Here is a 13650-nt window from a genome sequence, read left to right on the forward strand (position 1 = left end):
GCAAACAGCGCAGGTTCTTTACCGAAATTGCGGGTAAAGGAAAGAGGAATGACAAGCGGATCGGCCACAGCGAGCGCATTTATTATTGATTCTGTCGCATCTTTACTGCCGTCGTTGATAAAGACTATCTCTACTTCATGCTGTTGTAGCTCTTCAAACTCCCGCACGGTTTTGTAGAAGATTGGAATAGCATCTTCTTCATTAAATACCGGAACGACCAGAGAAATTTTCATTTCGCATCCCTAAAGACAATGAACTTTGAATAGATAAAGCCGCACACCAGACTGATAGCGGAGAAGAGAATGAGAGTCACAATTGGAGCCATACCGGACTTATCGGCAGCCCAACCAACAGCTGCGCTCAAGGATCCCATAAACCCTACATACAGCATGTAGCGCATCGTGGTTGTCGAAGACTTAAACGTGAACCTGGCGTTTGCAAAGAAGCTGAAAGACACAGCCACAACGAATCCGGCAAAGTTGCCAAGTGCCTGACCTGTATGGAATGCGTAGATGCAAACGGCGAACACAACCCAGTGAATGAGCGTGTTGATAACACCTATTGATGTGTACTTAGCAAAGAGCTTTAACATTATATAAATCAGTCAATTCGGAAAGGTCTGAAGTTTAGCACCACTGTGAAACTTGATCGACCCTCATATTTGACGATACTGTATATACATACAGTTATATTGTGAGGTGATTATGCCACGCACAGCAGACATTCATGCCGCGTTTGTTGCGGCCATAGAGTTAAACCCCAAGGGCTATCGCTATCTGAGCACAGACGCATTCATAGAGAAATTGCGGGAGTTCAACTGGCACTACACGCGAGAAGAAGCGAATGCCTGGATAGAGCGATACCAAAAAGACTTTGCTGACAAGACGACAGACGGTAGCGACGACAGGTACTGGATCCTGCGTAACATGGGGAGGGTCCAATAATGGGATTTGCATCACCTGCAAGCGATTATGTCGAGCGCCAACTTTCACCCGAGGTGATTTGCAACATCGGGGCAGAAAGTAGGGTGCTTGAAACTGATTCAGGATTTGCAGTCATTGAGCCAGTTGTGAAAAGAACACCCGGCGATGTGTTACTTATCCTTTGCGACGGTCATACGCAGTTTGCTAAGCTGATGGGCAAGGCGCTCATTACAGATGATGGTGAGGCGATAGAGGGAAACGCACTCGAAGAGGTCGAAGTTCTTGGCCGAGTGACGTTCTTCATCAACCGCGCAATAGATGACGGATTACCGATATGATTACCAGGCTCAAGAAAGCGGCTGGATCAGCTCCGGTCCCTGATTCTTAACATTCCCCACGGCACGCGTAACGGCGTGCCAGATAAACTTGTCGGCGGGCACAGCACCATCGGCAGCTATCTCTTCAGCTTCCTTTCCGCCTATATCCTGGCGCATCCATTCGCGTGCAGTTTCCGGTGAAAGAACAAGTGGACGGCGGTCGTGGATATCGACTAGGCCTTTATCAGCTGCGGACGTCACAATCAGAAAACCTTCTGCTTCATCGCCGCGTTCAAGTGGCGTGCTGCCGATCGCTGCCATGAATATTGGCTGGCCGTCGGCGCGGTGAATGAAGTAGGGCTGTTTCTTGTCGCCTTCCTTCTTCCATTCGAACCATCCATCCGCAAAACAGATCGCCCGGCCATGCTGCCAGAGAGGCTTGAACATTCTACTGGTGGCTGCGGTTTCTACACGCGCGTTAATTAATGGCGGTTTGTCCCACCATCCAGGTGCGTAGCCCCAGAAAACCGGATCTAGGTGCAGCTGCTCGTCGCGTTCGCTCAACAGCAGCACTTTAGTGCCTGGCGCCACGTTGTACCGGCCAATTGGTTCCGGGTCATATGCAATGTCGCGATCGCCTTCATCGGCAAGATATGCCAGATAGTCTTCACGGGTTTGGGCTTGTGCAAAGCGTCCACACATAGAAACCTCCAGTCAGTCAGACTGAAAGTATAGGGCAGGGAGAAAAAGTAGCGCGCGCTGGTTAAGTCTTACAATCGGATCGGTGGTGATTATGCTGATGGCAGAGGTAGGCGTAAAGCTGCATGTTGCGAAACTGGAAGGAGCTACGCAAAGTTGGGGGTATTTCGGATCGAAGCGATCCCGAAGTTCACTCGTCGCCCACTCGAAAAAGATGGCAACGGTTTGATCTTGAATGGATGAATTGGTAAGCATTGAAACCCGTTTTTAACGGGTTTCTGATATGTAAGTTTTTGAATAAATTCAAAAAGGACTGGTTGAATCGGAAACAGGAATCGTATTCGGTCTCTTTTTATCTGCATGAAAATAAACGATAAAATCCGGTTTTCGTCTCAGCAGAAGGTTCACTTCCTGTGCGCCTGCTTCAAACATACCACAACCCGGCAGGCGTAAGTCCAGTCCTTTTTGGCTGTTTTGTTAAATTTTTGTTTGTATTTTGCCTGAGACGACTGCGGGATCAATGCGCGCATGTACGGAAGCCGCAATATCATCAAGTAACGCAAAGCGGCGACGGTATTCGGCGCGTTTTTTGCTGGCAATCTCCTCCAGTGCTTTACGCTCCATCTGGAGCGGCAACTGCCAGCAGAAGGGGGAGAGTTTCTTTCCGTTCAGGCCTTCCCAGAACTCGTCGTAGCTGGCGTGAAAATGACGCCCTTTACTCAGACGGTAGCGCAGCGCGCGGAAAACATGGCCTTCATCGCTGACGGCAAAAATCGCGCTGATGTTCGAGCGTGAGGCAAGCTGGAAGATCACCTCCATCAGCACGCGTTTCGGGAAAAGCCCATGGCAGGCACGGGTAGCCTGCTTAATCACCTCCCGTGAAACATGACGACGGGGACCCTGGAGGCCGCCGATCACCAGCACCATACGGCCGTTACTGCGTGCGACACAGAACGTCAGGCTGGCAAGCAGCGTGTTGTCATTGTCATGCAGCCAAAGCGTGCTTTCGCCTTCACGTTCAGCCTTACCTGCGGACGAGGCGTGGACGGTATAGATTTCGCCGTTTTTTGCCTCGAACCGGACAACCGGCACCTCTTGCGGATTAGTCAGCGCGTGGGCGAGGGCGGTATTTGTCAGACTATCAATCCACTGATAGTGGCTGACGATAGCATCGGCCCGGTCGTTTGAGTTCAGGCCACGCATCAGATACTGGCGGTGAGTTTTACTCGGCAAGGTAATTTGAGAGGTGAGCAGCCTGTCGAAATCATCGCGCCCGGATAGCGCCTCCAGCATGCGATGGGTGGAGGACCAGAATAAAAGCGAGCGCAGAAGGAACTTTAACCGGTAATCACGTTTGTGCCAGATTGGGCCGGGAACGCGTTTCCCTCTCACCAGTTCAGAAATAATATTTGTGCGATGCGGATAAAAAACATCGTTTTGCAGGTGTATGTTTGACACGTGAAAAACCCTCTTTTTATTCCGCATTATTTTAAAGGCCAGGGAATAAGGGATTAATAGCGCAGCGATCTTTATTTCCGGCTGGTTTATGGTTTGTTTGGATTCGCGATATCCAACGCCAGCGCATGACATTTTCTGTGGCAGCTATACTTCTTACAGGAGGCGTTATGTATCAGAAAATAGAGGGAGAACACTGGCGTCATGTCTGGGTTGTCAGCGATATTCATGGTTGCTATCAGTGGCTTATGGATGAGCTTAAACGACGGCATTTTAATCCTGATGCGGATCTGCTTATCTCGGTGGGGGATATTATCGACCGCGGTCCCGACAGCGTGAAATGTTTACAGTTGATGCAGGAAAAGTGGTTTTATGCGGTACGCGGTAATCACGAGCAAATGGCGTTAGATGCGCTTGAAAATAATGATTTTAGTCTCTGGTCGATAAATGGCGGTAACTGGTTTACCGGGCTTACGGTCGCTCAACAAAAGCAGGCGAAGGATTTACTCGACGCGTGTCGGGACTTACCGCACATTATTGAAATAACCTGCAAAAACGGTCTGAACGTGATTGCTCATGCGGATTATCCCGCCGCCGAATATGCCTGGCATAAGCCGGTAGATGCCCAGCGGGTGCTGTGGGATCGCGACCGGTTAATGGGCTTTATGGTGGGTAGAGGGCAGGGCATTAGCGGTGCGGATCACTTCTGGTTCGGACATACGCCTGTGGACAAGCGCTACGATTTCAACAATCTGCACTACATTGATACGGGAGCGGTGTTCGGGGGCTTTCTGACGCTGACGCAGCTTCAGTAATAAATAACCCGCCTTCGGGCGGGTTCTCTTTGGGTTATGCAAGACGCAAGACCCAGGCATCGGTTTTACTGTCGTAATGTTCACGGTACAGAACGGAATGTTCCCCATCAAGGATCGCCGGGACGCTGGTATCTGCATCCCAGGCGTCCAGTTGCATGCACAAATCCGGATCGGATTTGCAGGGAATACTTAACGTTCGTTCGCCTTGTGCTTCGCCGCGCAATTCAGCGTCGTCGATTTCAAAAGCGCCAATGCGTACGCTGGTTTTCGTCATAATGCTCTCCGGTTTGTTGCCCAAAATCTGGTATGACCAGTGCAGTCATCCATTTTTGATCCTAGACAAGGAGAGCGAAATCGCCAGTAAAAAAATGCGTTTTTTCAGTCAGTGCGGCTGTTACCGGTAAACAGGCGACCATCGCGTACCAGTTCACGCGGATAGCTGTTTTTCAGCCGCGAGCCGACTTTTTTCGCCAGCCCGAGCGGATAGCCCTGATACGTCACGATGACTTCATCCTGTGACGGGCCGTCTTCCGGGTAAACGTCACGACCGCGATACCACTCTTCCGCTTCATGATGCGTCAGGGCGAAGGTGTTCTCATTGCCTGCCAGCGCAATGACCGCTTCGTGCTGCCAGCGATAGCCTTTGTTGTGGATCTCCGCCAGGCGAATACCGAGGCGGGAGAAACGCACCTTACCAATCAGCGGTTCGATGTTGACCGGGAACAGCCACAGCTCTTTGTCACGCATCCAGAGGCGCAGGCTCTCATCCCAGTGCAGTCCCACTTTGCTGGCAGCCGCTTGCGCCTGTGCCGCCTCACGGCCTTTGACCGGCGCGAATGGGAAGTTGCCGACCTTAAACTTAGGGACAGGCAGCGGATCGACGGCGCGGGTTTTACGCAGTCGTGCGACAAAGAACCCCTCGCAATCGTAAATCTGCGGGAAGACGTGCAGGAAGCCTTCAGGGGTGGCCGCGTGACTGGCCGAATCGAAGAGGGTGTCCAGCGGCAGAAACTCGACGGCATCCGCATAGCGTTGCCTGAGCCACAGGCAGACGTCCTCGTTTTCATCGCGGTTCAGCGTGCAGGTGGAGTAAACCAGCGTTCCACCGGGGCGCAGGGCATGAAACGCACTGTCGATCAGTTCACGCTGCGTGGCGGCGATCTCCAGGTTGCTTTCAACGGACCAGTTTTTTAACGCATCAGGATCTTTACGCACTACGCCTTCGCCGGAGCAGGGCGCGTCGAGCAGGATGGCATCAAAAGCTTCCGGCAAGGCAGCGCCAAACACGCGACCGTCGAAGTGTGTTAACGCGACGTTGTGGATCCCGCAGCGGCTGATATTGGCGTGCAGGACTTTGACGCGGCTGGCGGAAAATTCGTTGGCGAGGATCGCGCCGCGGTTGTTCATCCGGGCGGCAATTTGCGTGGTTTTAGAGCCCGGCGCCGCCGCGACATCCATCACCCGCTCAGGCTGGTTTCCGTCGGCAAACAGCGCGGCAACCGGCAGCATGGAGCTGGCTTCCTGAATATAAAACAGCCCGCTCAGGTGCTCGGCGGTGCTGCCGAGCGGCAGGTTCTCCTCGTCATCCCGCTCGATCCAGAACCCTTCCTCACACCACGGCACCGGCGTCAGCTGCCAGCCGTAGGAGGAGACGAGATCCAGAAACGCTCCGACGCTGATTTTCAGCGTATTGACGCGAATACTTCGACGCAAAGGGCGCTGGCAGGCGGCGACGAAATCGTCGAAAGAGAGATGAGCAGGAAGCGCCTCGCGCATCTGTGCGAGGAATTGTTCAGGAAGAAATACGGAGTTTTGAGCCACGGGCACACCACAGGGAAACATTCAGGCGCGCAGTGTAACATAAAGGCTCCGGCGCGTTGACACCGGAGCCTGCGAGATTAACGCGGCAGCGCCGTTCCCCATTCGCGCCACTCTTTCGGTTCACTTTCCAGCAGCAGGAAGTGTTTTCCTGCCTGCGCCTTAGGCGCCAGAGGCGTGCCAGGCGGCGTCGCGAAGGCAATGCCGCCGCGAATGAACTGGTTAAAGGTCCCCGTTTTGACCACGCCACCGGTCAGGCCGAAGTCCAGCGAGTAGCCTGAAGCGAGCCAGAACACTGAGTTGTTGCGAACCAGATGCTGATAACGCTGGCTGATGCGCAGGCCGACCATCACGCGATCGGACAGATTACCCAGCGTCAGGCTTGTTACTGTCCCCACTTCAATACCGCGGAACAGGACCGGCGTACCGATGCCCAGCGAACCGGCTTCCGGTACTTCAACCACAATGCTCAGACCGTCCAGATAACGGGAATCGGTGATGGTCGCCTCCTGCAACTCAAACTCACGACGCGCGTTGCCCCGACCCGGTTCAACGTTAATGTACGGCTGAAGTATGGTGTCGAGATGCTCAACCCCTGCGGCAGAAATTTGCGGCGTAACCACCGAGAAGCGCGAGCCTGCCCGGGCGAACGTCTGTACATATTCCGGATAAAGCACGGCGGTAGCCTGAACTTCATTGCGCGCGGTGATCAGCGTCAGCTTCTGAACCTGCCCGATATCAATTCCGAGATAGCGGATAGGCATGCCTTCTGCCAGTTTACCGGCATCAAAGGTGTGCAGGGTAATCTGTCCCCCGACGGCGCGCGCCGCGGTTTCAGACGGGAAGAGGATCCGCTTGTCACCTTTACGCATGTTGCCGCCCGCGCCGCTCAGGTTATCGAAGCTGATCGCACCGCGCAGGGCACGGGAGAGGGGAGACGCCTGTACGGTCAGCCCGTTGCCGTTGAGCTGCACTTTCGCGCCGCCTTCAGCCCAGAACACGCTGTTTGGCGTGAGCAGCTTGCGATACTCCGGCTTGATATGCAGTTCGATATCAAACGCGTCCGCACGAGGACGAACGGTGATCACTTCTCCGACCTCAAACTTACGATAAAGCACGACGGAGCCTGCCTGGACATCCGGCAGCGTTTCAGCGCTTAAGGTCAGCGTGGTGGTCGGCAGGTCGCCGAGGCTGTTTTCAATGGCTTTGTCCAGATTGGCGAACAGTGGATAGCTCTCACGCAGCGCGCCTTTGCTGCCCGGCAGAATGCGGATCCCGCCGTTAACCCACTCGCTGGCGCTGGCGCCGAGGAACTCAACGCCGTCCAGACCCACCTTCACGTCGACCCGGCTGTTCACCACAAATTTACTGTCGCCGTGCACAAGGTTGCCGTACTGCGGATCGATGGCGGCGGAGAAGGAGACCCCTTTTTCCGTCAGCTTTCGTTCCAGAACCTGACCCACCTGCACACCGTGCAGGATTAGCGGTTGACCGGCTTCGATACCATAACTTTCCGGCGCATTCAGCTTAACCGTCAACACGCCCGGTTTTTGCAGCAGAGCTTTATCCGCCGGCGCGATGACAAAGTTTTTATTCGGTGCACCTTCACCGGGGATCAGCTCAAAGGTGCTTCCCGTCAGCAGGGAACTGATGCTGGCGTCGCTGAGGGAGAGCTTCGGATTACGCAGCTCGATGCGTGTTTTTTCCCGCAGGAGGTCCACAACGCTCGGATCCACCGTCATTTCGCCGGTAACGGAGCCGCCCGCGTTGAGGGTTAATTTTGTCAGTTGCCCGACCTCTAAACCCTGGTACATCAGCGGGGTCGAACCGGCTTTCAGGCCTTTGGCATCCGGCAGGGTCAACTTGACGATGACACCGCGCTGGCTGTGTGCCAGGTCGGCGTACAGACCAAAGGTATCCTCTGCGGCGGCAGGGCTGGAGTCAGTAGGTGAGTCGAAGGCGATAGCGCCATTCACCAGCGCCGCCAGGCTCTCAAGCTTCACTTTCGCACCGCTTAAGCTCAGGTCAGCATCGACGCCGGAGACGTTCCAGAAGCGGCTGCCTTTTTTTACCAGGTTGGTAAAACGGCGATCGATCAGTACATCAATGGTCACGCCATCTTTGTTCGGGTTAATGGCGTAGTCGTAAACGCGGCCAACCGGAATTTTGCGGAAATAGACCAGAGAACCACTGTTCAGCGAGCCCAAATCCGGCGCGCGGAGGTGGATCATCAGATCGCCGTTATTCAGCCGATATTTCGGCTGGGTATCCAGCGCAACAAAGTGATCCTGTGGCTCACCTTTGCCAGGCATCATGCCGATATAGTTACCGCCCACAAGCGCATCCAGCCCGGAAACGCCGGCCAGGGAGGCTTTAGGCGTGACCAGCCAGAACTGCGTTTCGGCGCGCAGGGCATCCTGCATGTCAGACTTAATGCTCGCCCGGACCTGGATTTTGTTCAGCCCTTTGCCGAGGGAAATATCCTGCACGGTACCCACTTCCACCCCCTGGAAGCGAACGGGGGTACGTCCGGCGACAATGCCGTCCGCAGACTGGAAATCAATCGTGATGGTACTTCCGCGATCTTCATAGCTCGTCCAGATAAGCCAGCCTGCGATCATCAGCGCGATGACAGGCAGCAACCAGAATGGCGAAATGCGGCGTTTTGTTTTAATTCTCGCTTCAGTCGGCGAAGCGGGCGTTTCCTGACTCATGTGCGTCCCAAAGTAAGCGGCTGTCCAGCCATTCCACTGCAAGAATAGTCAATATCACCGCAGAGCCGAAATAAAAAGCTGCGGGTCCCATGGTAAAAGCAAGTAACTGATCGCGATTGATGAGCGACATCATCAGCGAAATCACGAACAGATCCAACATCGACCAGCGACCAATCCAGGTCACGAATCGCAGAAGCAGGATGCGGGTGCGTAGTCCTTGTTCGCATTTAAAGTGAATGCTGATAAGTAGCGTAAACATCACCACCACTTTGGTAAAGGGCACCAGAATACTGGCGATGAACACAATGGCGGCAACCCCCACGTTACTGTGCGCCAGAGAGATAATCCCCGAAAGGATAGTATCTTCCTGTCGGGCGCCGTTCACATAAATTACGGAGATAGGCAGCATATTGGCCGGGAATAAAAATATCAGTGAGGCGATAAGCGCCGCCCAGCATTTTTGCAGGCTGTTGTTGCGCCGCAATCTTAACGGAATGTGGCAGCGAGGACACCTCCCGCGTTTATCCGGAAAACCGGTGTAATGGCACCCCAGGCAGACGCGCAGGTTTTCATCAGGCCGGGTCGCGGGACGCTGAGGGTAAAATCGCTCCCAAAGCTGTTCAACATTCAGATGAATCAGGGTCAAAATACTCAGCAGGACCAGTGAAATAAACGCAAAAAGGCCAATGCCGGGTTGTAAAAACGCATAATCCTGCACCTTAATGGAGGCCACGCCGACGCCCACCAGATAGATGTCCAGCATCACCCACTCCTTGAGCTTTTCCAGCATGAGCAGGACAGGGCGCAGGTTCATCCCCAGAATGTTGCCAAACCACAGGTAGGCAATTGCCGCGACCAGCACCAGCGGTGCGCCGACGACGCAGAACAGCACCATAGCGCCGGTGAGCGGATCGCCCTCGCGCGTCATCTGCCAGATCCCCTGCAATACGTTAGCGTCAATACGCACGCCAAGCAGGTAGAGCTTTAACAGCGGCTCGGTCCAGGCGAACGGCATCAGCAGCAGCATGGTAACCGCCATTGCCGCCAGACGCGTCAATGACCAGTCCCGGCCATCGCGAATTTTGGCATCGCAGCAAGGGCAAAAAGCACTTTGGTGCGATTTCATCTTCGGCAACATAAAAAGCGTATCGCACTGGGGACAACGCTGATAATGTGCACGAGGCAGAGCCTGGCTTACCGTACGGACAACGATCTTTCTTGTCGGCGTAATTTGGGGTGTTTTTAGGGCCATCAGTCGCACACAGATAAGTATTGTTGAAAGTTATAATAACTCATGAACGGATTCATCTTGAGCATGAGCGCATTTAATGCTTATTTTAATAGGCTATGCGGTAATTATGTAAGATAACTAAGTGATTGAATAATGAACAAAACAGAATTCTACGCGGATCTGAATCGCGATTTTAAGGCATTAATGGCAGGGGAAACCAGTTTCTTAGCCACTCTGGCAAATACCAGTGCGTTACTGTTCGAACGCCTTTCTGACGTGAACTGGGCGGGCTTTTATCTGCTGGAAGGCGACACGCTGGTGCTGGGGCCTTTCCAGGGGAAACTCGCCTGCGTACGCATCCCGGTAGGTCGCGGCGTGTGCGGTACCGCAGTGGCGACCCGTCAGGTTCAGCGTGTCGAAGATGTACATGCGTTTGACGGCCACATTGCCTGCGATGCCAGCAGCAATTCTGAAATCGTACTGCCGCTGGTGGTTAAAAATCAGATTATTGGCGTTCTGGATATCGACAGCACGGTCTTCAGCCGCTTTACTGCCGAGGATGAGCAGGGGCTGCGCGCGTTGGCCGCAAACCTGGAAAATGTTCTGGCAGAGACCGATTATCATAAATTCTTTGCGAGCGTCGCAGGATAATCAACGGATAACGTAGCATTTACTGATAGCGTCATTATAATGTCGCCTGTTCATGCCTGCGCTTGTTGGCAACGTCCGTTGTAATCAGGAAATTTCATGGAAAATCAACCTAAGTTGAATAGCAGTAAAGAAGTTATCGCATTTCTGGCCGAGCGTTTCCCGCAGTGCTTCAGCGCTGAAGGTGAAGCGCGTCCTCTGAAAGTCGGTATCTTTCAGGATCTGGTCGCGCGCGTTGAGGGGGAGATGAACCTCAGCAAAACGCAGCTTCGTTCTGCCTTGCGCCTTTATACCTCGAGCTGGCGTTACCTGTACGGTATCAAGCCGGGTGCGACCCGTGTCGACCTTGACGGCAACCCGTGTGGTGAGCTGGACGAGCAGCACGTAGAACATGCGCGTAAGCAGCTTGAAGAAGCCAAAGCTCGCGTTCAGGCACAGCGTGCTGAACAGCAGGCCAAAAAACGCGAAGCCGCAGCGGCAAACGGTCAGGAAGACGCCCCTCGTCGCGAGCGTAAACCGCGTCCGGCACCGCGTCGTACTGAAAATAACGATCGCAAACCGCGTGCTGACAAACCAGCAGCTAAAGCCCCACGTGCGCCGCGCGAAGAGCCGCGCCACACCCCAGTTTCGGACATCAACGCCCTGAGCGTAGGTCAGTCTCTGAAGGTTAAAGCGGGTAACAATGCGATGGATGCCACCGTACTGGAAATCACCAAAGATGGCGTTCGTGTACAGCTGACTTCTGGTATGTCAATGATTGTACGCGCAGAACACTTGTTGTTCTGAAACGGAGGCCGAGCCTGGCATGAACACTTTTTTTAAGCTCACCGCGCTGGCTGGCCTGTTTGCTATAACAGGCCACGCTTTCGCTGTGGACGATATTACGCGTGTTGATCAAATTCCGGTTCTCAAGGAAGAGACTCAGCACGCGACGGTGAGTGAGCGCGTGACTTCGCGCTTTACTCGTTCGCACTATCGTCAGTTCGATCTCGATCAGGCCTTTTCGGCCAAAATCTTTGACCGTTATCTGAACTTGCTGGATTACAGCCATAACGTACTGCTGGCCAGCGATGTCGAACAGTTCGCTAAACGCAAATCCGAAGTGGGTGATGAGCTGCGCTCCGGAAAGCTGGATCTTTTCTACGATCTGTACAACTTATCGCAAAAGCGCCGTTTTGAGCGTTATCAATACGCGCTGAAAGTGCTGGAACGTCCGATGGACTTCACCGGCAACGACACCTTTAATCTGGACCGCAGCAAAGCGCCATGGCCGAAAGATGAGGCTGAACTGAATGCGCTGTGGGACGGAAAAGTCAAATATGACGAATTGAGCCTCAAGCTCACAGGCAAAGACGAGAAAGAGATCCGTGAGACGTTAAACCGTCGCTACAAATTCGCAATTCGTCGTCTGGCGCAGACCAACAGTGAAGATGTTTTCTCGCTGGCGATGACCGCGTTTGCGCACGAAATTGATCCGCACACTAATTATCTCTCTCCACGTAACACCGAACAGTTCAATACCGAAATGAGCCTGTCTCTGGAAGGTATCGGTGCTGTGCTTCAGATGGATGATGACTACACCGTTATCAACTCCATGGTGGCCGGTGGCCCTGCGTCGAAAAGCAAAGCGATCAGCGTAGGCGACCGTATTGTCGGTGTAGGTCAAACCGGAAAGAGCATGGTGGACGTGATTGGCTGGCGACTTGATGACGTAGTTGCGTTGATCAAAGGGCCGAAGGGCAGCAAAGTTCGCCTGGAGATCCTGCCAGCCGGAAAGGGGACCAAAACCCGTATCGTTACTCTGACCCGTGAGCGTATCCGTCTGGAAGATCGCGCGGTGAAAATGTCGGTGAAAACCGTGGGTAAAGAGAAGGTTGGCGTTCTGGATATCCCTGGCTTCTACGTTGGCCTGACCGATGATGTAAAAGTGCAGCTCCAGAAGCTTGAAAAGCAGAATGTCAGCAGTGTGATCATCGACCTGCGCAGCAACGGCGGCGGGGCATTGACCGAGGCCGTCTCGCTCTCCGGGCTGTTTATCCCGTCTGGCCCAGTGGTTCAGGTGCGCGATAACAACGGTAAAGTGCGTGAAGATGCCGATACCGATGGCGTGGTCTACTATAAGGGTCCGCTGGTGGTGCTGGTCGATCGCTTCAGCGCCTCTGCATCGGAAATCTTCGCTGCTGCCATGCAGGATTACGGCCGGGCGTTAATCGTCGGCGAACCGACGTTTGGCAAGGGCACCGTTCAGCAGTACCGCTCTCTGAACCGTATTTACGACCAGATGCTGCGCCCTGAATGGCCGGCGCTGGGCTCAGTACAGTACACCATTCAGAAGTTTTACCGTGTTAACGGCGGCAGTACGCAGCGCAAAGGCGTGACGCCGGACATCATGATGCCGACAGGTACCGAAGAGACGGAAACGGGCGAGAAGTTTGAAGATAACGCGCTGCCGTGGGATAGCATTGATGCCGCGACATTCGTGAAATCGGGTGATATGAAACAGTTCGGTCCGGAACTGCTGAAAAATCACAACGACCGCATCGGGAAGGATCCGGAATTCCAGTACATCATGAAGGACATCGCGCGTTTCAACGCTCTGAAAGCGAAACGGAACATTGTCTCTCTGAACTACGCCCAGCGTGAGAAAGAGAACAATGAAGATGACGCGACACGTCTGGCGCGTATCAACGATCGCTTCAAACGTGAAGGCAAGCCTCTGCTCAAAAAACTGGACGATCTGCCTAAGGATTACCAGGAGCCCGATCCGTATCTGGACGAGACGGTGCATATCGCGCTTGATCTCGCGAAGCTGGAAAAAGAGAAACCTGCCGTACAACCTGCTCCGACAAAATAATCCCCCAACAGGCACAAGAAATTGTGCCTGTTTCTTTTTGTTCCTCATCCTTCCGTCAGGCAGATTTCCAATTGTGTAAAGTTGTGTCTTTCTGGTGACTTACGCCGTCTGGATGCTTGAAAATAGCCGCAATACCCATACGATGTGGGTAATCGCATAGTGCGTTTTGTTAAACT

General features: G+C 53.7%; 14 protein-coding genes. 6 read left to right on the forward strand and 8 right to left on the reverse strand.

The window, feature by feature from the left end; all coding sequences use genetic code 11:
- Together ACOT0L_RS05875 and ACOT0L_RS05880 are read right to left on the reverse strand one after the other, a co-directional pair.
- Positions 1–233: glycosyltransferase (locus ACOT0L_RS05875; protein ID WP_421637253.1), on the reverse strand; the 233-nt coding region annotated here is incomplete at its 3' end.
- Positions 230–592, reverse strand: coding sequence for a GtrA family protein (locus ACOT0L_RS05880; RefSeq protein WP_045332015.1), 363 nt, complete (start codon positions 590–592; stop codon positions 230–232). The genes ACOT0L_RS05875 and ACOT0L_RS05880, both read right to left, overlap by 4 nt.
- Positions 593–704: 112 nt before the next feature.
- Here ACOT0L_RS05880 and ACOT0L_RS05885 point away from each other — a divergent pair, with 112 nt between their 5' ends.
- Entirely contained in the window at positions 705–944 is a 240-nt protein-coding gene (locus ACOT0L_RS05885) for a hypothetical protein (protein WP_126502906.1), read from the forward strand.
- Complete coding sequence (locus tag ACOT0L_RS05890) at positions 944–1261, forward strand: hypothetical protein (protein ID WP_023300365.1); 318 nt, start codon at positions 944–946, stop codon at positions 1259–1261. The genes ACOT0L_RS05885 and ACOT0L_RS05890 overlap by 1 nt, the downstream gene beginning before the upstream one ends.
- A 9-nt stretch (positions 1262–1270) precedes the next feature.
- On the opposite strand, the gene ACOT0L_RS05895 is transcribed toward ACOT0L_RS05890, so the two are convergent.
- Both ACOT0L_RS05895 and ACOT0L_RS05900 read right to left on the reverse strand, forming a co-directional pair.
- A complete protein-coding gene (locus tag ACOT0L_RS05895; RefSeq protein ID WP_126502905.1) occupies positions 1271–1942 on the reverse strand; it encodes an SOS response-associated peptidase in 672 nt (223 codons plus the stop codon).
- Positions 1943–2416: 474 nt separating this feature from the next.
- Positions 2417–3397: a VirK/YbjX family protein gene (locus ACOT0L_RS05900; protein ID WP_022648463.1), complete on the reverse strand. Its 981-nt coding sequence runs from the start codon at positions 3395–3397 to the stop codon at positions 2417–2419.
- Between the two features lie 167 nt (positions 3398–3564).
- On the opposite strand from ACOT0L_RS05900, the gene pphA reads away from it, so the two are divergent.
- On the forward strand, positions 3565–4209 hold the full coding sequence (gene pphA, locus ACOT0L_RS05905; protein ID WP_045308320.1) for a protein-serine/threonine phosphatase: 645 nt from the start codon (positions 3565–3567) through the stop codon (positions 4207–4209).
- 34 nt (positions 4210–4243) lie between these two features.
- Here the strand turns inward: pphA and ACOT0L_RS05910 are convergent, their stop codons facing one another.
- The 4 genes from ACOT0L_RS05910 to yebS all read right to left on the reverse strand — a co-directional run bounded on the left by ACOT0L_RS05910 (position 4244) and on the right by yebS (position 9993).
- Positions 4244–4483: a YebV family protein gene (locus ACOT0L_RS05910; protein WP_006811010.1), complete on the reverse strand. Its 240-nt coding sequence runs from the start codon at positions 4481–4483 to the stop codon at positions 4244–4246.
- Between the two features lie 104 nt (positions 4484–4587).
- Positions 4588–6051 carry a 16S rRNA (cytosine(1407)-C(5))-methyltransferase RsmF gene (gene rsmF, locus ACOT0L_RS05915; RefSeq protein WP_126502904.1) on the reverse strand — a complete coding sequence of 488 codons (1464 nt, stop codon included), beginning with the start codon at positions 6049–6051 and terminating at the stop codon, positions 4588–4590.
- Positions 6052–6107: 56 nt separating this feature from the next.
- Positions 6108–8741, reverse strand: a complete 2634-nt coding sequence (locus ACOT0L_RS05920; RefSeq protein WP_126502903.1) for a PqiB family protein — start codon at positions 8739–8741, stop codon at positions 6108–6110.
- Positions 8710–9993, reverse strand: coding sequence for a membrane integrity lipid transport subunit YebS (gene yebS / locus ACOT0L_RS05925; RefSeq protein ID WP_022648459.1), 1284 nt, complete (start codon positions 9991–9993; stop codon positions 8710–8712). Before yebS ends, ACOT0L_RS05920 begins: the two co-directional genes overlap by 32 nt.
- A gap of 132 nt (positions 9994–10125) precedes the next feature.
- On the opposite strand from yebS, the gene ACOT0L_RS05930 reads away from it, so the two are divergent.
- From ACOT0L_RS05930 to prc, 3 genes are all read left to right on the forward strand, one after another.
- The gene (locus ACOT0L_RS05930) at positions 10126–10623 is read left to right on the forward strand and encodes a GAF domain-containing protein (RefSeq protein ID WP_006811006.1); all 498 of its coding nucleotides are present in this window, start codon (positions 10126–10128) and stop codon (positions 10621–10623) included.
- A 96-nt stretch (positions 10624–10719) separates the two neighbouring features.
- Positions 10720–11406: an RNA chaperone ProQ gene (proQ, locus tag ACOT0L_RS05935; RefSeq protein WP_003859895.1), complete on the forward strand. Its 687-nt coding sequence runs from the start codon at positions 10720–10722 to the stop codon at positions 11404–11406.
- 19 nt (positions 11407–11425) lie between these two features.
- On the forward strand, positions 11426–13474 hold the full coding sequence (gene prc / locus ACOT0L_RS05940) for a carboxy terminal-processing peptidase (protein ID WP_003859896.1): 2049 nt from the start codon (positions 11426–11428) through the stop codon (positions 13472–13474).
- Positions 13475–13650 lie beyond the last annotated feature (176 nt).

The organism is Enterobacter cloacae complex sp. XAL002 (assembly GCF_049236805.1).
GTDB classification, from domain to species: Bacteria; Pseudomonadota; Gammaproteobacteria; order Enterobacterales; family Enterobacteriaceae; genus Enterobacter; species Enterobacter intestinihominis.